The organism is Chitinophaga vietnamensis (assembly GCF_902167635.1).
Classification (GTDB): domain Bacteria; phylum Bacteroidota; class Bacteroidia; order Chitinophagales; family Chitinophagaceae; genus Chitinophaga; species Chitinophaga vietnamensis.
In genome coordinates, this window is the sequence record NZ_CABHMS010000007.1 from 297,044 (window position 1) to 320,783 (window position 23,740).

Here is a 23,740-nt window from a genome sequence, read left to right on the forward strand (position 1 = left end):
AGAAAAACACCCGCGGTCATTAATGTACATAGGGCAGTTGAAACGCCGGCCCTGCCGTGGTGCCGTCATTCCTGCCTGATGGCGTTTGCATCAGCACGCGCGCCTGTACGCTCAGGGAGTACATAGCGCCGATGGCTTCATTGAGATTATCGGGATTACCATTGAAGGTATCGTGCAGCGCGTTGAGCATCTTCTGATAACTGCGGGCAAACTCGTTGGATAATATCTGTGCACGGGAGCCATCGGGATAGCCTACCGGTTGCGGATCATCCACCATCGGGTATACGCCATTGGGATCAAAAGGTATCGGGTCGCCGGTATAAGTGTAGGTGTTGCCGGCAGGCACCAGTTTGCGGCCAGCCACGATCTCCGCAAATTTATAATAATGCGCCAGCTCGCCCTGACCCGTTTGCGGGTCCATGTTCGCCATCCCTTCACCCTGGTCTACAATTTCGCTGATGGCATTCTGCGCATCTGCCAAAGACTTGATCACATACAGTTGTCCTGTCATGCCGCTCCAGTTGGATACCTGCTTGTCGGCATTTCCGAACGAGATCCTGCCGGCGCCGGAGAGGTCCTGCAAGGCTTGCAACACCTGGCTGTAAAACCAGCCGATGGTATAAGTAGTGGTTTGCTGTGCGGCGAAAGACGGTCGCATGGCCTTCAAACGCTGGATGGTAGTACCTTCCGGCTCTTCGATAGACATGAAGCAATCGCGTATCTGATCGATAGAGCAGCGGCGCAGTCTAACGGTGAGGCCTGTACGTAAACCACCGGGCAAGCCGCCGGGATACCTCGGGATGAAATTGGGATGCCGCAGGTCGGGAGCGCCGCCGATGGAGATCAGGATATTGGAGGCCAGTGCCATGTGCAGCATCTCTTCCACTACCACGCTGCGTATGAGGCCGGCCACTTCTGCATTGCAGCCCGGCATAATACTGTATAAGGCGCAGAGATAAGGCGGAATAGTGGAATGCTCCAGCTCTACGGCCAGTTGCAGGGCTTTCTTCAACCCCTCCACCGAATTGAAATTCAGGTAGGCGGGTTCATCTGCCTTGAGCCATTTTTGTATCATCGCCAGTTTGCTGCCGGAAAGGTCGCGCGTTACCGGCATATAGTTCGGACTGGTGATGGGCGTATTGAATACGTTCCGCAGGATATTGAGGCGTTCCATCACGCTGCCATAATCGGAGAGATCGACGATCGGTTTCATCACGGGATAGAGGTCGGCATATTGCTGGAAGATGGGTTGTATATCATCCACCCAGGTAGGCGCATCAGGTATGGGCGATTGCGTGAACACGTGCATATTCAGCAACTGGTTGCCGTTGGTAACGCCCGGTGGCGGCGGAGTATCGCCCAGTTGATAGGATACGCAATACAATTGGCCATCGATATATCCTCTCGGGTTGCCGGGGTCGGTAGCAGTGATGCTCAATGTAGCCGTACCATTCTGATCGGTCTTTAGCTGGAGTTTATCGATCGTTACTTTATTATACAGCAACACATCGGGCGTGCCTACCGGGTGCGGACCGGCCAGGGGCCCTTGTTTGATCTGTCCTACCAGCAGCGTGGGATCATAGGCACAAGTGATCGCTTTATTTGCCAGTGGCTGACCAAATTTTGTAGCATAGAACTTTGTTGTTTGCGCCGCCGCACCAGGATCGATGCGGAACACAAAATGATCGGCCCGGAGGTAAGTGCCATCGGGGCTTTCACTCAGCAAAGGCAGGAGCATGCCGGAATTGGGATCGGTGCCATATACCGCCAGCGGATTGGCGGCTACCAGCGCGGCATTATCAGCAGAGAGAGGTATGGAGATCACGCCTGCGGTAGTTTTATACCAATCGCAATCCTGGTATCTTAGTTCTCCCAATATCACTTTATCTTTTCCGGCGGGCGTTACCCACAGCTGGATATCGCCGATATCTTTCAATGGGCCGCCAACAGCGGTGGTGCCAAGACTATTGCCCATATCTATCTGTAATACTTTATTATTATTACTGTCCGTATCCACTACACAATAGGCTGTATTGAGCGTGTAAGGCGCACCGGGTGCGGGATTCAGCTGACGGCCAGCTACAAAGAAATCAGGATCTCCCGCTATTTGTTTGCCTATCGTACCGCAGATACGCCCCAGTGTGAAATTGGCCTGCGAATGATCTACTTCAAAACCGTCCAGGTTGAATTTGATGCTGAAAGTCTGGCTGTCTGTCTTGGTATCCATCATCGTTGTAGACGCCAGCTCAGTAAGGAAGCGGGAACTGATCGTGTTCTTCCCTTGTGTGATGCTGTTATTCCATGCAGACGTAGTGAGGATGCTCTGGTAGAACGCGCCCCAGCATGTATCGCTCGGAAAGGTTTTGGGATAACGTGGCCAGATATCACCAAAAGGAGCGGCCAGGAAATCGCTTCTGAAGCCGATCTGCGTGGCGTCGCCCACTACTACCTGGAAGCCCCATATCTCCGATACCATCTGGTTTTCCGGATCGAGGTCTACGATCTTGCCTTCTGCGCGGCCGTCAGCGCCGGTTACCGGCATACCGATGATAGGATCGATGGCGGGATCGTCACACCAGGTGCCATCACGGTAATACACTCTTTGCACCGTGCATCCGTACAGTCGCCAGGCGCCGCTGCCGCCGGGGTTCCACCAGCCATTGGAAGGCCCTTCGCCATAAAGCTGGAAGCTCGTCTGGAAAGTGTTGGTGTTAAAATGATAAGGGTCGTTATTGACCGTAGAAGGATCTGCCTGGAACTGACCAGAGAATTCTAAACGAGGGAATTGTAAATAACTCATACGATAATGGTTAGATTTATACGGAGGTGAATAAATGAGAGGGAGCTGAAAGCGCCTGGCGGCGCCGCATTCAAGGGTTTATCATAGTATAAATGGTTATTTTGAGATTTTGCTCTTACAAGGTAATGGATATTTTTGAAATAATTAGTAGTCCTGCCTTTAAAAAAATATCGTACATTCATTGTACCCTCATCAATAACTATTATCCCATGAAAAACAAAACACTATTGACTGCTACCCTCGCAGTCGCCTCTTGCATCATCATCCTGAGCAGATGCAATACCAGCCAGCCAAAGCAGGCGCGCTTCGAATTTACAGACATACAAATGGACCCTTTCCAGGATCACCGCGACAGCATCCCGCCGAAGTCGGTGTATAATGGTCCGCTCTTCACATTGAACCATCATTATCCTGCTTCAGCAACGCCGTTCACCAATACGCCCTGGCAGCAAGCGTTGGGCGGCAAGCCCATCTCCGCTGCCAATGCCCTCAAATATGTGGAGGCATTGAAAGCATACGTAGCGCCGGCTATTGTCAAGTTCCTGTATCAGCACAATAACTGGAATGCGGCCGCTGAAGGCTGGTACCAGGAACCCTGGACCGGCAGCCGCCGCGAAGCCATCTGGGGCAGCTATCTCGGCACCCGCTTCGATTCCGGCACTTTTGCCGGCTTGAAGAAATTCATGAGAACCTATGTACTAACCATGTACGATAAAACAGCGGCGGCCACCCTGGGCAAGATATGGGGCCAAACTGCTGAAAGACCATTGCTGGAAGATAAAAGCAATAGCCAGTTTACAGAAGGCAGCGTGATCGTGAAGTTCGCCTTTTCCACTGCCAATGCCAAGGATTGGGACGACATGCAAAATGCGCTCACCATATCGGTGTACGATACCGCCGTTGCATTCAAGGATCCGCATTACCAGCTGCGGCAACTCAGCTTTTTCCAGATGGATATCATTGTGAAAGATAGCGCCACCTCGCCTAAAACAGGATGGGTGTTCTCTACCCTGGTGTATGATAAAAATGCGCCTGGCAAAACTGCCTGGGACAAGATGGTGCCTCTTGGCGCACAGTGGGGCAATGATCCCGACGTCAACAGTACTGCCAATCCGGGCGCGCCTCTACAGGAAACTGTGATCAACCCGGCAGCGCCTAAATACAGTACCGCCACATTAGGCTGGGGTGGCCGCATCAGCGGCCCTAACGATGCTGCCGTAATCCCCAGCGCCGTTACCGTCAAAGGGGTATATTACAAAAACCTCGCTGCCTCTTCGTGTATGAGCTGCCATAGTTCAGCACAATACCTGATGCTGAGCAATCTTCTGCCCGGGCCCATCAAAGGGAATAAAGGAGATACTTTCAAAGTATTCACACCCGGTGGAACTGAATGGAGAAGATGGTTTCAGGACAATGCCGGCACTACGCCTTTCGATAAATTGAAAGGACAAGTGGCGCTCGACTATGATATGGTCACCGCTTTCAAATCCATACCTGCCTGGGAAGCATCCATTAAGGGCAAAACGCAGCAAACGATCGACGAGATAGAACACTACCGCATGCGGCCCGAGAAACAGTATAACGGAAGATGATGCCCTACTAACGTGAACAGCTATACGAAGTTCATTTTTCCCGACAGCATCCATTGCCGGATGGTCGAGGCTCAGCGCTCCGCAAAAGCTGGCGCGGATCACATCCATCGAGCGGGAAAGCCACTTGTAGAGCTCCACGCGCATCGCCAATTTTAGAGGCGGCAAATCGTTCACCATCTTCGCGATGTGGCGGTGCTGCTGCAAATGATAGGATAACAAAGCCGTTCGACGAAAATCCGGCAGATGAAATACCTCGATTTGGCTACAAAGTAGCCTGATCAGACTACCGGCAAATAAAAATGCAGGCTGACCTTTGCTGTACACTAAAATTAAAACATCCATGATCACAAATCAAAAAACATGGTTCATCACCGGTACTTCAAGAGGCTTCGGACGCATATGGGCGGAGGCTGCATTACAGCGGGGCGACAGGGTTGCGGCTACTGCGCGTCAATTAGCCAGCATCGCTGATCTGAAAGAGAAATATGGAGACCAGGTGCTGACACTGGCGCTCGACGTTACTGATCCCGTGCAGGTAAAGACCGCCGTAACACAAGCCCATAGCCATTTCGGCAGACTTGACATCATTCTCAACAACGCCGGCTATTCACTGATAGGCACTATTGAAGAAGCCAGCGCAGCGGAAGTGAGGCAGCTCTATGACACGAATGTATTCGGTCCGCTTGCGGTGATCCAGTCTGCCCTCCCACTGTTACGGGAACAAGGCGGCGGGCACATCATCGGCGTGTCGAGCACCCTCGGCCATGTGGCCATGCCCGTAATCGGCTACTATTGTTCTTCCAAATGGACGTTCGAGGCGATCCATGAAAGTCTGGCCGCCGAAGTCAAACCCTGGGGCATCAAGGTAACCATTGTAGAGCCCGGGGCCTATGCCACTGAATTCGGCAGTCAGGAGTCTTTGAAGTTTTCCAAAGCACTCGACATCTACACAGATTTTAAAACACAATTTACGACGGCATTGAGGAAGATGGAGAGAGGCGATCCACGGGCCACCCCGGAGGCGCTCTTCAAAATTGTAGATGCGGAACAGCCGCCACTGCGCTGCTTCCTGGGCAGCCGCAACCTCTCCGAAGTGCGCGCCGTATATGCAGAGCGACTGGCCACCTGGGAAACCTGGCAGCCCCTTGCTGCTTCCGCGCAAGGCGAAGCAAAATAAGTAATCATTATATTGCATAGCAGATGAAAAAGGAAGAAAATAAACCTCATCGATTTGAGTCCTTATCAGATGCTCACCAGGCCATGGGCCTGCCTAATCCGAAGCATCCGCTGATAAGCCTTATCAATATCAACACGCAGGCAGTGGCAACGGCAGCAGCGCCAGCCGCCCCTCATGTGCTGAACTTTTATAAAATATCATACCGGCCAAAGTTCAGCAGTAAATTGAAATACGGGCAAGGCTACTATGATTTTGATGAAGGAGGGCTGCTATTCGCTTCGCCAGGGCAGATCATAGGCAGTAGCAACGACGACGGCGATACCGGCTCCTGTTCTGAATATACCCTGCTGATACATCCGGATTTTCTGTGGGGCTATCCCATCGCTAAAAAGATCAGGCAGTATGGCTTTTTCTCTTATTCCGCCAATGAGGCATTGCATCTCTCGGAAGATGAAAAAGCAACGATCGTTGCTATCTTCAAAATGATTGAAACAGAGTTGAACCACAGGATAGATGATTTCAGTCAGGACGTAATGATCTCACATATCGAACTGCTGCTGAACTATGCCAGCCGTTTTTACAAACGGCAGTTCCTTACCCGCAAAGTGGTGCACAGCGGCCTGTTACAACAGATAGAAGACCTGTTGGAAGATTATTTCAACAAAGAAAATTCACTTACACAAGGTTTGCCAACTGTTCAATATCTCGCCGCACAATTAAATATCTCAGCAGGTTATCTAAGCGATATGCTGAGATCACTGATCGGACAAAATGCGCAGCAATTTATTCATGGCAAACTCATTGAAAAGGCCAAGGCGCTCTTATCTACCACCAGTCTATCTGTGTCTGAAGTAGCCTTCCTGCTTGGGTTTGAGCATTCCCAATCATTCAGCAAATTTTTCAAGACCAAAGCAAAAGTTTCTCCGCTACAGTTCAGACAATCTTTTAACTGATAGATGATCAGGCGCCGGGAAGATGCAATAATGCGTCTTCCCGGCGCTTGATCTATCCTGTTATCATTGGTCCGCCAAAGTAGCGGCCTTCGCATCCACTACTCCATAGCCGTATTTATCGCTCTTGTTCAGGTAGAGGCTTCCGGCCTTATCCATCCTGGCCAATATCTGATCCCTGGTGTCCGCAGGGTACCTGCTCCATACCAGGGCCGCGATGCCTGCACAGGTGGAAGTAGCCACAGAAGAGCCGCCTACCGTGGAAGGCACATCGCCGCTCATCGCCAGCGATAAAGGATGTTTGCCATCGCTGCTTCTTTCCATCACTACTACAAAGCGCACCTGTGTGCCGGTATGACAGGCATCGCAGCGGTCCTGCAAATTATCTTTGATACCGGTTACTGCTACCACTTCATTCATATATGCCGGGAATACCACGCCGATGCCCAATGCGTTGGCGATTTCCGCGACGAGATAGGTAGAAGTGCCTGCAGCGCAGAAGATCAGCTTGCCTTTATTGCGGGCATAGATAACTGCATCCTTGATCTTTCCACTTTCGAAGGGCGTGCCCATGCTCATGCTAACGATCTTTACCGTCGAGTCGTCGCCGGCCATGGTAAAGGCATCTGATACGCCTTGTATTTCATCATTACCGCTGATGAACACATCATCGGTGGCGTGTACGGTCATGAGGCTTGCGTTGTAGGCCACGCCGGTGCTGGCGCTGTCTGTTCCCCTGGGAGCGGCGCAAACGCTGGCCATTTCGGTGCCATGTCCGCAAGCGTCATTAGGTGTGGCATTGGGACGGGTTACTTTTTTCTCGATGGTCCTGTTACCGGAAGCGCCCTGGTTGAAGGCGCTGCCGAGGTTATCCTGCTGATCGCTCACGCCGGTATCGATGATCATCACTTTCACGCCGCTGCCGGTGGTTTTAGCCCACGCCTCATCGATCTTGTGATAGGCATAATTCCAGGACTGCCGGGCGCCGGGGAAGATGCCTTTGTACATATTGGTGTTCAGGATGCCTGTTTCGCCATTGTTATTGCCGCAGCCGGAGGCAGTATTGATATCGATGTTCTCTGTTCTGGGAGAGGCATCAGGGTTCATCACGTCGCCGTACCCGCCTGGTTCTGCATAGCGTACCAGCGCCGATGCCCGCAATGCCTTGATGGTAGCCGCTTTGGTAACTTTCACATCTATCACGGGCAACCTGTTTTCGTTATACGCGATCCTGACAGTTGAGACCTGCTCGTATGCCTCCACCAGCCTGATGATGGCGGCCTTTGCATCTTTCCATTCAGCGCTGTTGATATCGATCAGGTGTAGCTTGCTGTCGAGATCCCGGAAGCCCGCAGGCTGGTAGCCGATCGTGAGAATAGAATCGCTGTATAACAGCGCGCTGCGCAGCATGCCGGGCGTGGCGGCAGCCCAGTTGAAACGTCCTTTGCTTTTCAGTTCTTCTGCTACAAAATGGTTGATCGCTTGTTTGCTTACAAGCGCCGTATCTGTGGCGCTTTCGCCAGGGATGGGCGTCAGCGGCTTTTCCGCTTTATTACAGGCAAACAGGCAGCATAGCGCGCTGCCGAGTACAGTGAGGTGAACTTTTTTCATTTGATATAGTTTGGGTTAAAAAATCAGGGAATACAAACAGGGTATTAGTGCCGGCAGCAAGATAGGAACAGGGGAAGTATTAAAATATTGGCAGGAAGATTTTTAGAGGTTTTATAAAATTAGTGGCGTTAAACAGCGAAAATGCACGGCAGCGGGCACATTAGGAACGGTTTATATACCGCGCCTATTGTGCCCGAATACAGCCCGCTGGCTGTTGAAACAGCGCTGCTCATTGCCCGCTGTCAGTACTCGCTGGTTGATAGATATGCTTCGGAAACTCAGAGGGTATATATCGTACAGTGTCGCCATTGTACCAATCATCCAGTCCTGTTATGCTGAGCGTTAAGTGGTATACATAATTCTCTATATTTTCCTGATGAATACCAAAGTCTGGCAAATCAGATTTAATAGCATCCATTTCATCCACATAGGCGTTGTGGATACGTTCTGCTTCCTGTATAGCTTCTTCCAGAGATATCTTATGTTCATGCTTCAATACAAGGATGTGATTACACACTTCAAATTTGTCGTCAGCCATCTCTTTTTCGAGCGTGTACCAGTCATTCTGGATGGCCATGATCCTGCACAGCAATGCCCTCAAACGCATGATTACAGGATGTTCCATGATGTGCCTGGGCACCATGTAGTTCATACCGGCTTCCGTCATGTCTCCATAAGGATACATGGCGATGGTGTATTCCCTGAGAAACGACAATCGCAGCAGGCTGGGATAGCGGCCTTCACGGCGATAGGGCGCTTCCTCCATGATGCCGTAGGTAGTATACCGGTACATGTGCCTGGCCAGCCGTTCTATCCATTCATAAGGCATGTAAGTCAGCCATTCATCCCTGCATTTAGCGATCTGGCGATATAGGCCGGTATCGGTGGGCTTGGGTGTTTCTCCCAGTAACACGTTAATGATACGGTCTCTTTCTATGCTTATCTTATCTATAGGCCAGCGTTCATAATAATCGTCATACAGGGTAAGCCACAAAAAGAAACGGGCAATGGGTCTAAGATGGTCGATATTGGTAGTGGTAGGCGCCATCCAGGATGCACCGTTAGCCAGATTGTGTCCTTTTATTTTCTCTACAGCTTCCTTTGACATAAACGTGGCATAATCTTCATCCAGCCATTGCCGTTCTTCTTCAGCAAAATAGTCAGGATATGCCGGTGGAACATGCGCCCATGGATACTTTAACGGTGGCATTCTTAATTTTCGTAACATAGTTATCTTTTTTGAAATTAATGTACAGAAGGAAAGCCTTGCAGTGAGGTATACCGCTCCAACCGCGAGGACACTGATTTCCATCCACTCAATGTCATGCTGATATAATGCACCCGGTTTACCACTGCATCCTGCCATTCGCCGAAATCAGGCAGGGATTGTTGCAGGCGGATAAATTCCTGCAGCGCTTCATTGTGAATGCGCAGGTCTTCCAGGCAGGCTTCTTCGAGAGAGAGGTTCCTGCTATGCTGAATTGCCTTTACCACATTGTAATAGATGCTGCCTGTTGCCTCATCTTTGATGATGGATTGTACTTCGTTAAAATAGACCATCATCCGTACGGCCAATGTCCGCAGGCGTTGCAATACCGGATGTTCATTGATCCCGGCCGGCAACGGGATACCTGTTTCCAGGTCTGTCAACTCCAGGAAAGGATACAGGCACAGTGAATTCTCGCGGATCGCCATACATTCTTCCACACTTGGAAATACTCTTTTCAGCTTATACTCCAGCTCATGCTCCAGCCCCATGAAATACCGGTCAACAGCCGTAGTAAAGCGTTGCATCGATTCTTCGGAAATAAGTGGCAAGAGTTCTTCGCGTAAAGAACCTAACAAACTTCCCAACGGAATACCTGATTGCGCTGCACTCACTTCACCTTTCAATATCGAAACAGATTGCTGGCGAATGAAGCGGACCTGTTCGGGAGTGCCTTCTTCATACTTGTCATCATTAAATAGTGTCCAAAGCATAAAGCGGCAAACGGGCTTCAGACGTTCCTGGCTGGCTGTCGGAAACCACTGCGAAGCTATATGGGCCGTTTTCGTTTTCTTATACTTCTGTCGGGTCGCAAAGTCGTCCTTATATAGCCAGAGATAATCACCGTCGATCCATTGATTGTCGGTGATCTCCTGTAAAGCCTCTGCAAAAGGGTTTTTGAGTGTTGGGAAAGGGTAACTGAATAAGGATAGCATCTTTGTATTCATGGTTATTCCATTTGAGGGTAAACAGATTATATGGCGCCGGTCACAGGATATTAAAAGCTACTAATATGAAGATAATTTAAACCGGTGCATTCCAGCGTCATCACAAAGGCATGGACGGGCTGTTCAGATATTGGCAAAAGTAAATTCCCGGATGATGCCATATTAGTGTAGTTTTAGGGCATGAAATCCGTTTTAACGTTCCTTATATCCGCCTGCCTGCTGTTTTGTACGACAGCAATTGCGCAAACTTCTTTCCGTATCATTCCGCTTGGCGTGAAAGGCGGCATAGATGAAAGTAACCTCTCCGCTTATATGATCGCCCCGCAGGGCAGCGAGGCCTATGTATGCCTGGATGCAGGCACCTTGCACTATGGCATTGAAAAAGCCGTGCAGGCAAAGCTTTTGCACGGCGCTGCCGCCGAGGTGCTGAAAAAAAATATCAAAGGCTACCTCATATCGCATGCACACCTGGATCACCTGGCAGGCATGGTCATCAACTCACCCGACGATAGTTCCAAAAACATCTATGGGCTGGACTATTGCCTGGATGTGCTGAAGGATAAATATTTTTCCTGGAAAAGCTGGGCCAACTTCGCCAACGAAGGCGAGCAACCAGCGCTGGGCAAATACCATTACGCCGTACTGACGCCCGGCGTTGAAACGCCGCTGCAAAATACAGACATGCAGGTAACTGCTTTTCCATTAAGCCATGCCAGTCCTTATCAAAGCACCGCCTTCCTCGTACGCCATCAGGACGCATATGTGCTGTACCTGGGCGATACCGGCCCGGATGCAGTGGAGCATTCCGACCGCATGCACCAACTATGGCAACAGGTGGCGCCTTTGCTGAAAGCAAAAAAGTTGAAAGCGCTCTTTATTGAAGTTTCTTTTGCGAATGAACAAGCGGATAAACAATTATTCGGACACCTTACTCCACACTGGCTGATGGCGGAACTACAGGAGCTCGCTGCACTTTCCGGCAAGGAAGCGTTGCATAATTTCCCGGTGGTGATCACACACATCAAACCTGGCGGCAATCGTGAACAGACGATCCCTGCGCAATTGCAGGCGAATAACCCGCTGCATGTGAAGTTGATCATTCCAGAACAGGCGAAGTTATTGGTATTTTAGTCAAACACCCTGGCAATGAATAAAAACAAAATTGTGTTGCTGTCGCCCCTGATCATCATCGCCGTCAATATCATAACGGGGTATCTTTTCGGAAGCCTGCTGGCAAAATGGGCTTTTGTTCCGGTTATATTGATCGAATGGGCGCTCTTCCTGTTCTTTATTCTAAAATACAGTGCGGCAGGCGCTATAAAAACCTGGTTGCAGGCATCAAGCAAAAACCGGGGATGGAATGTGGTGGCAGTCCTGATAGGACTAACGCCACTTCCAATCTTTTTGCAACATAAGGAGCTGCTTACAGATTGGCAGATCTTCCTACCCTGGATATTGCTGGCGCTGATCAATCCGTGGCTGGAAGAATTTTACTGGCGAGGCTTGCTGTGCGACCATACTGCCAGCCGGAACAAATGGCTGTCGGTGTTCGCAACAGCCGCTTTGTTTGCGCTTAATCACCTCACATTCGGCATCAACTCCACATTAATGCGTAACCCCGCCGTTTTGGTTTCTACATTTATCCTGGGTATTGTATGGGCGGTCACTTATAAAAAAACAGGAAGTTTGAGATGGGTGATATGCGCGCATTTCCTGGTAGACTTCCTCAATCTTTCCGCGCCTTCTTTCCTGGACTTATACATTCCCGGCAGATAAAGCGCTCTTCCTCTAGATCGTAACTTCGCCCGTCCTGACTTCTCCGGCCCGTGTATAATTGGCGATGATGACGCCTTTTGATGTTACGTGACTTTCTGTTAATGTAAATGCTGCCGGGATCGCGCCATCTTTGAACAGCTTTTTTCCTTCACCAAGCATCAGCGGGTAGATTTTTAGCCGCAGCTCATCTACGAGGTCATGCTTCAACAGCAGTTGAACGAGCTCGCTACTGCCCCAAACCTGAAGGTTGGCGCCTTCCGTTTTTTTGAGCTGCTCAATATCTGCCACGCTTTTGAAGAAAACAGTATTTTTCCAGTCTGATTTTTCCAGGGTCTCCGACAGGACGTATTTGGTACCCTCATTGATACCCGGCCAAAAATCCGCGTGATGGGGCCAGTAGCCTGCAAAGATGTCAAAGGTCTTTCTGCCAAAAAGATAATCTGTCTGTTTCAATTCCTCTCTCAGTAATTTACCAGATACCTCGTCGCCATATGATGAAGTCCAGCCGCCATATTTGAAGCCGCCAGATGTGTCTTCCCGGGAGCCGCCGGGCGCCTGCATTACGCCATCCAGCGTGATCATTGACAGAACAATTATTTTTCTCATTTTATTATTTTAGGTCAAAGACTATTTCAAGAAATTGTTCAGGTAGGTCAGTATTGTCGTTGTCTGCATCATCAGGCTAACATGTCCTTGTGCAGGAACGATGGCCAGCTGTGACGGGGGCATTGACCCGAAATCAGCTACCACAGCGCCACCTAGCAATTGATATGTTTTTATCAACTCAATTTTATCCAATCCGTCATTGTCGCCGGAGATGATCAATACAGGCGCCTTGATTTTTGAAATATTGGCATCGCCCAGGTTGAATGGCGTTCCTGCGAAGGCGATCATCTGCTCCAGGAATTGGGTCCATTTTGTTTTATCGGGCGCCACGGCATTGTATGCGGTTTCCATAGGGCTATTCGCAAAAAGTTCAGGCTTCATTCCTTTAAACGCATTGTTTATCTGGGGCAACCAGCCATCACTCTTATAAGTGGCAGAGATGATCACTAATTTCTTCAAACGTTTAGGGTTTTGTATTGCAAACTGGTAGGCCACTGCGCCGCCGAAACTATATCCTGCCACATCGGCGCTGTCAATTTTCAGGTAGTCCATTACTTTTTCCACATCGCTGGCTAAAATAGCGTGCGATAATTTCCTGTCTGAAAACGGCGTATGCCCATGGCTTTGCATTTCAATAGCAATCACCTTCCTGGATTTTGACAACTCCGGGATCAATTGGCCCCAGTTCGACTGGATGGTCATAAAAGCGCCATGCAATAAAACGATGGGGCTGCCCTCGCCATATACTTCATAATACACTTTGATACCATTAACAGGTACGTAGCCGCTGCTGGAAGGCTTCGCCTGTTGTCCGTTTGACCGGGATACTGCCAACACCATGATGGCAAACAGCAGCATTGATTTAAGGGGATTACATGCTTTGAATAAATTTTTCATAACCAGTTTGAGATTTTAGTTTGAGTGCTATTGACAATACAAAGATGAAATTAGTTTTAATACCTGGTGATGTGCAAAAATGCCAACTTAGGGGTGAATTATGGCAATTTGGTTGAAAAACCCTGGAATACCTGCTGGTCAGGCATTCCAGGGCTTCGCTTCAAATCATGGGCATTCCGGGAGGTTCAACAGGTTATTCGGACTGTACCCGTCAGGAACTGTTTTGAGGTATTTTCGTTGATGATGCACCGCAATGATAACGTCCACTTCTTTTTTATCAACCTCAACGTAAAATTGATATTTACCATCTTCTATTGTTTTGATGGCATCTTCTTCTGTCAATTCCCAACGGATCCTGTTGTCTATTCCACCGATATGGGAAATTCTCTCATGAGCGTTATAGAGGCTACTACGCTTCCTAACGCAGGTAACTTGATGTCTGGTCATAATGAATGATTTATATTGAACAGCAAGATGGATTTTCGGGAGATAAATTATTTACGGAAATCCGCAGTCACTTCTGATTTCTCTCTGTAAGTCGCGCAGTCGGTTGATTTAAATAGTATATTTGTTAATAAGACAATTATATTTATGCATTTGAACTTTTGCATAATCTGATATTTTATTTTCATGCGCGAAGATATCCCTGAACTGCAAAACAGAATATGTCGCGGTGATACACAGGCATTTAAAGAACTATACGACGGCTGCTGCGCATCATTGCTGCAGTTGGCCCTGGCGATCGTTCATAACAGGGAAATGGCGGAAGAAATAGTAGCCGATGTGTTTATTGCCGTATGGCGACAGCAAAAAAACATCCATCAGGTAAGTAATCTGAAATGGTACCTCTATGCCGCTACCCGCAATATTGCGCTGAACTACCTCCGTAAATATGCACACAAGAAAACCTTGCATCTCGATGAAGCCTCTTTGCTGGAATATGAAATAAACCCGGAAATCCAACTGATCAGTAATGAAACGATGAGTCACATTAACATGGCCATCAATGAACTGCCGGCGCAATGCCGCCTCATCTTCAAGCTCGTAAAAGAAGACGGGATGAAGTACCGGGAAGTAGCCGACCTGCTGAATATATCTATTAAAACCGTCGAAAACCAGGTAGGCATCGCCCTGAAAAAACTCACCAAAGTGAAAGCATTCCTCATCACGCCACTTCCCGGCCATCCACAATCCTGAACAAAAAAATACCTCCTTTTGGGGGTATCTGCTCTTTCTTGTTGTCTTATATCCCCGGGCGCCTTTGTTCAATTATTTTCAATATTTCTATGAGCAACGATCGAATCTGGATATTACTCGGCAAACAGCTCGCCGGCGATATATCAACCACTGAACTGGCTGAGCTGGAAGCATTGCTGAAAGATGATCCGGAGGCCGCGGCTGCGCAGGAGACAGCGGCCGCCATCTGGCACACGCCCATACAGGAAAGCGCAACGGACAGCAGTAAAGAACGTATATGGGACCTCGTGAGTATACAACTGCATTCACATCGCCCGATCATACGCAGGCTCGCAGCCGCCGCAGTGGCAGCAGTTATATTAGCAGCCGCATGGGCAGGATGGCAATATCTGCATCCGGCTGCCCCTGCATTACGGCAACTCAGCTCCTCCTCCGGCGGAAAGTCAAGGGTGGTGCTGGCCGACGGCTCAACAATATGGCTCAATTCCAATACGCAGATCTATTACAAACCCGAAGGCTTTGGCAAACAACACCGCGAAATAACGCTTAGCGGCGAAGCGTATTTCGACATTGCTAAAAGCGATGGCGCTCCCTTTATTATCCATACCGGCAAAGTAAGTATTCATGTGCTGGGCACCACTTTTAATGTAAAAGCCTATGCCGGCGACAGCATCGTATCCACTACCCTGGTCCGTGGAAAAGTGACCGTATCATTCCTGGGAAAAACAGTGGTGCTGCATCCCGAAGAAAAAATAACCGTGCCCGTAGCCAGCCAGGAGCCTGTATTTCAGCAGGAGCGCCTGGAAAAAAACAGCAGCGGACAGCTGCCGGAAATATCCTGGCTGGATAACAAACTGGTATTTGACAATGATAGTTTTTCCGGCCTGGCAAACAAAATGAGCCAATGGTACGGCGTTACTTTTCATTTCGGGTCCGCCCCCCTGCAGCAGCTGCGGTTTTCCGGGATTATCAATACAGAATCACTGGACGAAGCGCTGAAAATGTTACAGCTTTCACGTCCGTTCACTTACCGGATCGAAGGGAAAGATGTATACATCAGCAACTGATATCGCATTCTTTATCTTTTTAAAATCAACATTATGACCTAGCAACATTACACACTCGCATACTACTTTCTTTCACCCTTTTATTATTCCATGTTATGAAAACAACGTTCCTACGGGCTTTGAGTAAAGGCCTGTCAGGCAGGCTGCGCGGCCTTCTCGCGCTGGCCTGCCTATTCGCCGGCATCATGCCGGCATCCGCCGTTGCTGTTAACCAGGAAAAGATCAGCATCGCCCTGGAGAATGTCAGCATTAAAACAGCCCTGAAAACTATCCAGCAAAAAACCCGTTACCGGCTCATCTATAACGATGATATATTGCCGGAAAAACCGCCGGTATCGCTTCATGCAGAAAATGCCACGGTAGAACAACTGCTCTCGCAAACCCTTGCCGGCACAACGCTGCATTACACTGTAATGGATAACAACGCCATTGTGATCGCAGCCGGAAATGTAAGCGCCGCCAAAATAAGCGGCACAGTGAAAAATGAGCGCGGCGAACCGCTTATAGGCGTATCCGTAAAAATAAAAGGCAGTAATATTGGCGCCGTCACCGATCAAAATGGCCATTTTGAAATCCAGGCCGCCACTGGCGCTACCCTGGTATTCAGTTATGTAGGTTATGAACAGATCGAAATCGTAAGCGCCACCGATCCCCTCAACGTTATACTGAAAGAAAGTGCCAGCGGTTTAAACGAAGTGGTGGTGGTAGGTTATGGCACGCAGAAGAAAACCTCTTCCACGGCAGCTGTGGCGGCGGTGCAGGGAAAAGAACTGGCAAAGTCGCCGGTGACCAACATATCCAACTCGCTGGCAGGAAATGTTGCCGGTATCAGCATGCGACCTAATGGCGGACAACCAGGAAGAGATAATCCCGATATCCACATCAGGGGAATCGCCACTACCGGCAACAATGCGCCGCTCATTGTAGTAGATGGTATCATTCGTAATAACATCAACGAGATATCGCCCAATGCCATTGCCTCCGTCACTATATTGAAAGATGCCGCTGCCGTTGCTCCTTATGGATTAGGAGGCGCCAACGGCGTAATTCTCATCACCACCAAACGCGGACAAACAGGCATACCTTCGCTTTCGCTCAATATGTATAGCGGATGGCAAACGCCTACTTATTACCCCAAAATGCTGAACGCACAGGATTATATGCGCCTGCGCAATGAAGCATATATGAATGAAAATCCTGGCGGTACGCAACAACCTTTCTCAGAAGATCTCATCAAGAATTATGCAGCGCTGCATGCCAAAGATCCCGACAAATACCCCATCAGCAATACGAAAGACCTGGTACGCATGCATGCCCCCACTCAGAATTATAACCTGCAATTAAGCGGCGGCACCAAAGTAGCACGATACTATGCCAGCCTCGGTTTTCTTCAACAGGATGGTATGTTCAAGCCGGTGAACTATAAACGTTACGATTTTAATCTTAACATGGAAGTGAACGCAACAGCTACCACCCTGGTAACTATGTCTGCCCTCGGCGCTTTCGAAAATACCAATAGCGTAGATGCCGCTACCACGCCGGGGCAGCTGTTCCGCAGTGCCTATAAATTAATCCCCATCACCAACCTTTATTACAGCAATGGCCTCTGGGGCGAGTTTGCAGGCAATTCTCCGGTAGGCATCCTGAATGCAGGTTACTCCCGTCGTAATGCCACTTCCCTGCTCACCACACTTTCCGTGGAGCAACAACTGCCTTTCGTTAAAGGGCTGAGCATCAAGGGAACGTTCAGCTATGATCCCAACGACTATATGGTGAAAGGATGGCATACGCCGTTTTATTTTTACTCACAAAATACAGCCACTAACCCTTACACCTATACGAAACAGATATCTACTTCGGAAGGCAGCGCTGCGCCGTATACCTGGCTCAACCAGGAGTATTCAAAAAACCAGTACTTTACCTACCAGGGATACCTCAACTACCACAATACCTTTGGTAAACACGACTTCACCGGTTTGCTGGTAGCAGAAGCCCGCAAGAATGACTCCACCGGCTTTTCCGCCCGGCGCAACAATTTTGCTGTCAGCATTGATGAACTGGGCATGGGCAGCTCCAATAAAAATGATTTTGACAACAACGGTTCAACCATTACCGGCAGTCAACTTGGATTTGTATACCGCCTGGGTTACATCTACGATCACAAATATCTTTTTGAGGCCGCAGGCCGCTACGATGGCCATTACTACTTCGCTCCCGGCAAACGCTGGGGTTACTTCCCTGCCTTCTCTGCGGGATGGGTCATCTCCGAAGAAAACTTTATGGCTGATCATCACTCAGTGATCAACTATCTTAAACTACGGGGGTCCTGGGGCAAATCAGGCAATCTGGCCGGAACGGCCTTCCAATATCTGAACGGTTATAATTTATACGGCAATGCCTACGCCTTTGGCAACGGCAATATGGTGCAAGGCTCCAACACCACCCGTGAGCCTAATCCGAACATCACCTGGGAAATATCCACTAAAACAGATATAGGGTTGGATATCTCCTTATGGGATGGATTGCTCACATTGGAAGCGGATTATTTTCATGAAAGAAGGACCGGCATGCTGCTGCCGCCGGCAGTTACCGTGCCCGTGGAATATGGCCTGAATCTTTCCGATGAAAACCAGGGTATCATGGTAAACCGTGGTATTGAAGTTTCTGCCGGCACCCACTATCGATTCTCGAATGGCTTGCAACTGAATCTGAGCGGCAATTTCAGCTATGCCAAAAATAAAATGGTCCAGGTATTTGAAACCGCTGCCACACGTGATAATCCCAATCGCAGCAGAACCGGCAGGCCTATTGGCACGCAGTTCGGCTATCATGCACTGGGATTGTTTACCGAAGCAGACGATATCAACCATGATGGCGTTATCGATGCCCAGGATGGATATAACGTTACCCAGTTTGGCGTGCTGCATCCGGGCGATATCAAATATGCAGACATCAGCGGGCCTAATGGCGTGCCGGATGGAAAAATAGATTCCTATGATGAAACAGTGATCGGTAACCCGGTGTACCCTGCCATCACCTATGGCTTCACGCCCAGCGTATCCTGGAAAGGTTTCGATCTCAGCTTGTTCTTCCAGGGATCTGCATTGGCCAGCATCAACATCCGCGGTTTCCAGACAGTGCCCTTTAATAACAATAACAGCAATTCTGCCTACGAATATTTTGATAACCACTGGACACCCAATACGCCTGATGCAAAGTATCCGCGTGCGAATCAATCGCCCTATGCCAACAATACCCAGAACTCTGATTTCTGGATGATGAAAACAGGTTATCTCCGTTTAAAAACGGCCGTACTGGGCTACACGCTGCCTGCATCCGTTTCCAAAGCATTGAAGATGCAGCGCCTCCGTTGTTACTTCTCCGGACAGAACCTCCTCACCTTCAGCAAAATGAAATTCATGGACCCGGAAGTAGGTTATACAGACCTGGAAACAGCCTATCCTAACCAGAAGGTATTTGTGTTTGGGCTAAATGTTACTTTTTAGATTCATCCTCTTAATTAAGTTACTATGAAGCGATACATCTCTCTGTTGCCTGTTACCATACTGTTATTCAGTATCCTGTCGTGCCGGAAAGATTTCCTGGAAAATACCGATAAGACAAAACTCACTGACGCCATCCAATGGAGCAGTGAAGGAAATGCCGATCTTTTCCTCAACGATATTTACAGTGCTTTACCCAACTACTGGAATCAGCCGGAGAACCTGGACAATTTCACTGATGACAATGATGCCGGTTTTTATTATACTTCCTACAACTGGAAACAAGGCATTGTAGCCGCCTCCTCCAACGACTATACGGTATGGGGCGGCATCACCGGCTCCGCGGATCTCACCAACTGGACAAGCACCTTCACCAACATCCGCAAATGCAATACTTTCATCACAGCCGTACGCAAAAACGCCGCTAACTTCTCACCGGAGTGGCTGCACAAACGGCTCGATGAAGCCCGCTTTATCCGCGCATTTTTTTACAGTGAGCTCTGGATGCACATCGGAGGTCTTCCCATTATTACCATCCCTGAAGAAAGGCGCACGATGGACAGTGCCGCCATATATATTCCCAGGAGCACCTTCGCAGAAACGGTAGATTTTATCACCACACAACTGGACTCCATCGTTAAAGACGGCTACCTCGCGCCGAAATACAACCACGGCGATGTAAATGCCGGCAGGGCCACACTGGGCGCTGCACTGGCCTTAAAAGGCTGGGTGGAATTATACGCCGCCAGTCCTGCCTTCAACAATGCGCAGCCCGCCGCAGGCAACGATCCGCACCAGGTGGCCGGTTACAATAACTATGACGCCCAACGCTGGGCCAAAGCCGCCGCCACCTTCAAACAATTCATAGACCTCTATGGCAACGGCAAAGTATATGACCTGTTTCCCGACCCTTCCGCCATCTGGTACGAAGCCAATAAATACCATTCGGAAGTAGTCTGGGACCGCCAGGTGGTGGCCAATATCATGGGATCATCATTTGAACAATATGGCGGCCCGGTGTGGATCAATGGCGTCTACTACACCTGGGGCAACTACTGTCCTACGCAGGAACTGGTAGACCAGTTTTTCATGGCAAATGGAAAGCCCATCACCGATCCCGCTTCCGGCTATGATCCGCAACATCCCTACATAGGCCGTGAGAAACGCTTCTACGACTGGATCGTATACGACGGCGCACCTTATAAGATGGATTGGATGGACAAAGGCGATACGATATACACCCGCATTGATAAAGTACATCCTTCCAAAAACCAGATTGATTTCGGGACCGACGATGTAAGCAACACCGCCTACTATTTTAAAAAGAAGCTCAACCCGCTCGTACGGCCTGGTGGCGGCGCAGTGAGCGGCGCCAACTTCATCTACTACCGCTACGCCGAAGTATTGCTGGGTTATGCAGAAGCACAAAACGAAGCCGTAGGGCCCGACGCCACTGTATACAACGTCATCAACCAGATCCGCAAAAGAGCAGCCCTTCCTGACCTCGCACCCGGACTATCACAGGCGGATATGCGGGCCGCTATCTACCAGGAAAGAAGAGTAGAACTCTGTTTTGAAAATAAACGCTTCTATGATATCATCCGCTGGAAAACTGCCAATACCGTCATGAACGTGGATAAACATGGTATGAAGATATCGAACACCATACCCAACGATAATAGCGGCGTATGGAAATATGAGATCGTGCCGCTGAATCATCCGCATGTATTCACTTCAAAAATGTACCTGAACCCGGTACCACAGGATGTAATAGACCGGAATCCAAGGATTGTGCAAAACCCGGGGTATTGAACCCGGGTTTCACCCGGGGGGCGATAAATACATTTCAAACCGATAATTAAGCCAAACGATATGAAAAAATTATCACTGCTTGCCTTATTCGCGCTATTTTCCACAAGCGCTGTTGTTGCCCAACAACCGGCCCCTGTTAAAATTGAGGATGGCTTAGTGCAAGGAACATCTGAAGATGGATTAACTGTTTACAGAGGTATTCCTTTCGCCTCTCCTCCCATTGGCGATCTTCGCTGGCGTGCGCCACAGGCTGTGAAAAAATGGGACACCGTGCTACAGGCAAAGAAATTCGCACCTGGCCCCATACAAGGCTGGACGCCGCCTTCAGGGAAAAGCGAGGACTGCTTATACCTGAATATATGGTCGCCTGCAAAATCTTCAAATGAACAGCTCCCTGTTCTAGTATGGATCCATGGTGGCGGTTTTAATGGAGACGCTACTTCTGATGTAAATTTCAGTGGTGAAAAATTAGCGAACAAAGGTGTGATATTGGTAAGCATCGCCTACCGTGTTGGTCAGCTTGGCTTTCTGGCACACCCTGAATTAAGTGCTGAAAATTCAAACCATGTTTCAGGAAATTATGGTTTGCTGGATATGATAGCAGGGCTTAAATGGGTCCAAAAAAATATTGCCGCATTTGGAGGTGATCCCGGTAAAGTAAGCATTTTCGGTGAATCAGCCGGCGGCGTCGCGGTGAGTATGCTATGTGCATCGCCACTTGCAAAAGGCTTGTTCCGGGGCGCCATCTCACAAAGTGGCGGCTCATTTGGACCACCAAGGATCACCACCTTTCCAGGTGAGAATTTAAAAAAATTACATGATGCCGAGAACGCAGGAGAAGCGCATGTAAGACAGGCAGGGTTTTCTTCGATCGCAGCGCTGAGAAAACTCGATGCGGATAAACTTCCTCCCATACACGGATTGGCATGGCCTGTTATTGACGGATGGGTAATACCAGATGATCAATACAAATTATATGAAGCAGGTAAATACAATGATGTGGCGATCCTGATCGGCTACAACTCTGATGAAGGCGCGAGCTTTTCACCACCCAAAACGCCCGCAGCCTACATCGCCGCGGTAAAAACGCGTTATGGTAAATTTGCTGATGATCTGCTTAAATCTTATCCGGTGGATTCCACCATTGTTCCCAAAACAGCCAGGGATTTAAGCCGTGATGCGGCATTTGGATGGCAAACCTGGACCTGGGCAACGCTGCAATCAAAGACCGGAAAATCAAAAGTGTTCTACTACTACTTCGATCAACATCCCGATTATCCCGCCGGCTCTCCACACTATGGCGACGGATCACCGCACGCGCAAGATATTGCTTATGTCTTTCAACATCTCGATGCATCAAATCCACAGACAAGCAAAAGCGATCTGGAAATATCTGATGCCATGGCAACTTACTGGACCAACTTTGCAAAGTATAATGATCCAAATGGTAGCGGTCTTCCCCGCTGGCCTCCATACAGCTATAAAAATCCTGTTGTGATGCACTTCCATCAAACTCCCCATACAGGCCCTGTGCCTGCTGAAAAATCGCTGAAAGTACTGGATGCCTATTTCAAATGGCGGCGTACGCCGGAAGGCGAAGCATGGGGCAAGCGGTAATAAAAAATAATCTTACATTTGAGCGCCAGCGGAAATGCTAAAAGAACATGCAAATATTGCCTTCCAAAGAATTATTTCCTTTTATCAAACATTATCTATTCCTCGAAAGCAGCGGGATAGATATCAAAAAGCTGCGCCTGTTCTCTGATGGAAATACGGGTATTGTCTTCTCTCCGGAAAATGATCTTGCCCTTGGACAGAAAGACAATACCCCACTGGAACGTCTGCCCCATTCATTTTTATACGGACAAATTACAGCATTCAAAGATATTTTTCTCTTAAATGAAACCAGGTTGATCATCGTGGTGTTTCAACCCGACGGAATCAACAAATTGCTTGGATTGCCCGCCAATGAGCTACAGGACCTCTTTATCAGGACAGAAGATGTTTTCGGAAAAGATGGATCACAACTTGCCATGCGGCTATTTGAAAAAAATACAACACAAGAGAAAGTAAGGATCTTAAATACTTTTTTTATTGACCTGGCGGTAAAACAAACACTGAAAACAGAAGCTCTAATATCTCCCGTGCTAACTTTTATCTTCAGGAATAAAGGCATGATGACGATGAGTCAACTGGTTAAATTTACCGGCTACACAGAAAGACACCTTGAAAGAAAATTTCTGACATCTATCGGCATCACTCCCAAAAAGTTTATCAACATTGTAAAGCTCCATAACTTCCTGAAAAAATTAAATGAAAAACCTAGCGAGTCGCTTACGCAAAGCGCTTATGAGGCAGGGTATGCAGACCAATCGCACCTGATAAAAGAATTTAAGAAACATACGGGCATCACCCCTGGCCTGTATAGCGACAAATCCGAAAAGATGGCCGTCAACCTGGTCGTGTGCGCTCCTGCTTCTCCAATGTCGGATTTGTACAATTTCCCGGAAATGCCGTAAACTATTTTTGTCCAAATCT

Annotated in this window: 18 protein-coding genes; 11 read left to right on the forward strand and 7 right to left on the reverse strand. The window is 48.8% G+C overall.

What is annotated here, in order from left to right; genetic code table 11:
- Positions 1–19 precede the first annotated feature (19 nt).
- A complete protein-coding gene (locus FPG75_RS19925) occupies positions 20–2,800 on the reverse strand; it encodes a ferritin-like domain-containing protein (RefSeq protein ID WP_143309176.1) in 2,781 nt (926 codons plus the stop codon).
- A 209-nt stretch (positions 2,801–3,009) separates the two neighbouring features.
- Between FPG75_RS19925 and FPG75_RS19930 the strand changes: the two genes are divergently transcribed.
- The 3 genes from FPG75_RS19930 (at position 3,010) to FPG75_RS19940 (ending at position 6,522) form a co-directional block, all read left to right on the forward strand.
- Positions 3,010–4,392 (forward strand): hypothetical protein, encoded by a 1,383-nt coding sequence (locus tag FPG75_RS19930; protein WP_143309178.1) that lies wholly within the window; start codon positions 3,010–3,012, stop codon positions 4,390–4,392.
- 340 nt (positions 4,393–4,732) lie between these two features.
- Positions 4,733–5,569, forward strand: coding sequence for an SDR family NAD(P)-dependent oxidoreductase (locus tag FPG75_RS19935; protein ID WP_143309180.1), 837 nt, complete (start codon positions 4,733–4,735; stop codon positions 5,567–5,569).
- Between the two features lie 23 nt (positions 5,570–5,592).
- Entirely contained in the window at positions 5,593–6,522 is a 930-nt protein-coding gene (locus FPG75_RS19940) for a helix-turn-helix domain-containing protein (protein WP_143309182.1), read from the forward strand.
- Positions 6,523–6,585: 63 nt separating this feature from the next.
- Here FPG75_RS19940 and FPG75_RS19945 read toward each other — a convergent pair whose 3' ends face one another.
- The 3 genes from FPG75_RS19945 to FPG75_RS19955 form a co-directional block, all read right to left on the reverse strand.
- Positions 6,586–8,130: a S8 family peptidase gene (locus FPG75_RS19945; RefSeq protein ID WP_143309184.1), complete on the reverse strand. Its 1,545-nt coding sequence runs from the start codon at positions 8,128–8,130 to the stop codon at positions 6,586–6,588.
- 229 nt (positions 8,131–8,359) lie between these two features.
- Complete coding sequence (locus FPG75_RS19950) at positions 8,360–9,358, reverse strand: terpene synthase family protein (RefSeq protein ID WP_143309187.1); 999 nt, start codon at positions 9,356–9,358, stop codon at positions 8,360–8,362.
- A 17-nt stretch (positions 9,359–9,375) separates the two neighbouring features.
- Positions 9,376–10,344 (reverse strand): terpene synthase family protein, encoded by a 969-nt coding sequence (locus FPG75_RS19955; protein WP_143309189.1) that lies wholly within the window; start codon positions 10,342–10,344, stop codon positions 9,376–9,378.
- Positions 10,345–10,524: 180 nt separating this feature from the next.
- On the opposite strand from FPG75_RS19955, the gene FPG75_RS19960 reads away from it, so the two are divergent.
- Complete coding sequence (locus FPG75_RS19960; protein WP_143309191.1) at positions 10,525–11,475, forward strand: MBL fold metallo-hydrolase; 951 nt, start codon at positions 10,525–10,527, stop codon at positions 11,473–11,475.
- Between the two features lie 15 nt (positions 11,476–11,490).
- Positions 11,491–12,120 (forward strand): CPBP family intramembrane glutamic endopeptidase, encoded by a 630-nt coding sequence (locus FPG75_RS19965; protein WP_143309193.1) that lies wholly within the window; start codon positions 11,491–11,493, stop codon positions 12,118–12,120.
- A gap of 12 nt (positions 12,121–12,132) precedes the next feature.
- Here FPG75_RS19965 and FPG75_RS19970 read toward each other — a convergent pair whose 3' ends face one another.
- From FPG75_RS19970 to FPG75_RS19980, 3 genes are all read right to left on the reverse strand, one after another.
- Positions 12,133–12,726, reverse strand: coding sequence for a dihydrofolate reductase family protein (locus FPG75_RS19970; protein WP_143309195.1), 594 nt, complete (start codon positions 12,724–12,726; stop codon positions 12,133–12,135).
- Positions 12,727–12,747: 21 nt separating this feature from the next.
- On the reverse strand, positions 12,748–13,623 hold the full coding sequence (locus FPG75_RS19975; protein WP_143309197.1) for an alpha/beta fold hydrolase: 876 nt from the start codon (positions 13,621–13,623) through the stop codon (positions 12,748–12,750).
- Positions 13,624–13,788: 165 nt separating this feature from the next.
- Positions 13,789–14,070: a DUF3892 domain-containing protein gene (locus FPG75_RS19980; RefSeq protein WP_143309199.1), complete on the reverse strand. Its 282-nt coding sequence runs from the start codon at positions 14,068–14,070 to the stop codon at positions 13,789–13,791.
- 183 nt (positions 14,071–14,253) lie between these two features.
- Between FPG75_RS19980 and FPG75_RS19985 the strand changes: the two genes are divergently transcribed.
- The 6 genes from FPG75_RS19985 (at position 14,254) to FPG75_RS20010 (ending at position 23,721) form a co-directional block, all read left to right on the forward strand.
- Positions 14,254–14,820: an RNA polymerase sigma-70 factor gene (locus FPG75_RS19985; RefSeq protein ID WP_143309202.1), complete on the forward strand. Its 567-nt coding sequence runs from the start codon at positions 14,254–14,256 to the stop codon at positions 14,818–14,820.
- An 89-nt stretch (positions 14,821–14,909) separates the two neighbouring features.
- Entirely contained in the window at positions 14,910–15,887 is a 978-nt protein-coding gene (locus FPG75_RS19990) for a FecR family protein (RefSeq protein ID WP_143309204.1), read from the forward strand.
- 95 nt (positions 15,888–15,982) lie between these two features.
- Positions 15,983–19,393, forward strand: a complete 3,411-nt coding sequence (locus FPG75_RS19995; RefSeq protein WP_236652846.1) for a SusC/RagA family TonB-linked outer membrane protein — start codon at positions 15,983–15,985, stop codon at positions 19,391–19,393.
- 24 nt (positions 19,394–19,417) lie between these two features.
- Complete coding sequence (locus tag FPG75_RS20000) at positions 19,418–21,202, forward strand: RagB/SusD family nutrient uptake outer membrane protein (RefSeq protein WP_143309206.1); 1,785 nt, start codon at positions 19,418–19,420, stop codon at positions 21,200–21,202.
- A gap of 60 nt (positions 21,203–21,262) precedes the next feature.
- Positions 21,263–22,819, forward strand: a complete 1,557-nt coding sequence (locus FPG75_RS20005) for a carboxylesterase/lipase family protein (RefSeq protein ID WP_143309208.1) — start codon at positions 21,263–21,265, stop codon at positions 22,817–22,819.
- A 56-nt stretch (positions 22,820–22,875) separates the two neighbouring features.
- Positions 22,876–23,721 (forward strand): AraC family transcriptional regulator, encoded by an 846-nt coding sequence (locus FPG75_RS20010; RefSeq protein WP_201747992.1) that lies wholly within the window; start codon positions 22,876–22,878, stop codon positions 23,719–23,721.
- The last annotated feature ends 19 nt before the right edge of the window (positions 23,722–23,740 follow it).

Bases quoted from the DNA above. Each gene is read 5' to 3' on its own strand.
- FPG75_RS19925 (WP_143309176.1), bottom strand. From the start codon at position 2,800: ATGAGTTATTTACAATTCCCTCGTTTAGAATTCTCTGGTCAGTTCCAG.
- FPG75_RS19930 (WP_143309178.1), top strand. From the start codon at position 3,010: ATGAAAAACAAAACACTATTGACTGCTACCCTCGCAGTCGCCTCTTGC.
- FPG75_RS19935 (WP_143309180.1), top strand. From the start codon at position 4,733: ATGATCACAAATCAAAAAACATGGTTCATCACCGGTACTTCAAGAGGC.
- FPG75_RS19940 (WP_143309182.1), top strand. From the start codon at position 5,593: ATGAAAAAGGAAGAAAATAAACCTCATCGATTTGAGTCCTTATCAGAT.
- FPG75_RS19945 (WP_143309184.1), bottom strand. From the start codon at position 8,130: ATGAAAAAAGTTCACCTCACTGTACTCGGCAGCGCGCTATGCTGCCTG.
- FPG75_RS19950 (WP_143309187.1), bottom strand. From the start codon at position 9,358: ATGTTACGAAAATTAAGAATGCCACCGTTAAAGTATCCATGGGCGCAT.
- FPG75_RS19955 (WP_143309189.1), bottom strand. From the start codon at position 10,344: ATGAATACAAAGATGCTATCCTTATTCAGTTACCCTTTCCCAACACTC.
- FPG75_RS19960 (WP_143309191.1), top strand. From the start codon at position 10,525: ATGAAATCCGTTTTAACGTTCCTTATATCCGCCTGCCTGCTGTTTTGT.
- FPG75_RS19965 (WP_143309193.1), top strand. From the start codon at position 11,491: ATGAATAAAAACAAAATTGTGTTGCTGTCGCCCCTGATCATCATCGCC.
- FPG75_RS19970 (WP_143309195.1), bottom strand. From the start codon at position 12,726: ATGAGAAAAATAATTGTTCTGTCAATGATCACGCTGGATGGCGTAATG.
- FPG75_RS19975 (WP_143309197.1), bottom strand. From the start codon at position 13,623: ATGAAAAATTTATTCAAAGCATGTAATCCCCTTAAATCAATGCTGCTG.
- FPG75_RS19980 (WP_143309199.1), bottom strand. From the start codon at position 14,070: ATGACCAGACATCAAGTTACCTGCGTTAGGAAGCGTAGTAGCCTCTAT.
- FPG75_RS19985 (WP_143309202.1), top strand. From the start codon at position 14,254: ATGCGCGAAGATATCCCTGAACTGCAAAACAGAATATGTCGCGGTGAT.
- FPG75_RS19990 (WP_143309204.1), top strand. From the start codon at position 14,910: ATGAGCAACGATCGAATCTGGATATTACTCGGCAAACAGCTCGCCGGC.
- FPG75_RS19995 (WP_236652846.1), top strand. From the start codon at position 15,983: ATGAAAACAACGTTCCTACGGGCTTTGAGTAAAGGCCTGTCAGGCAGG.
- FPG75_RS20000 (WP_143309206.1), top strand. From the start codon at position 19,418: ATGAAGCGATACATCTCTCTGTTGCCTGTTACCATACTGTTATTCAGT.
- FPG75_RS20005 (WP_143309208.1), top strand. From the start codon at position 21,263: ATGAAAAAATTATCACTGCTTGCCTTATTCGCGCTATTTTCCACAAGC.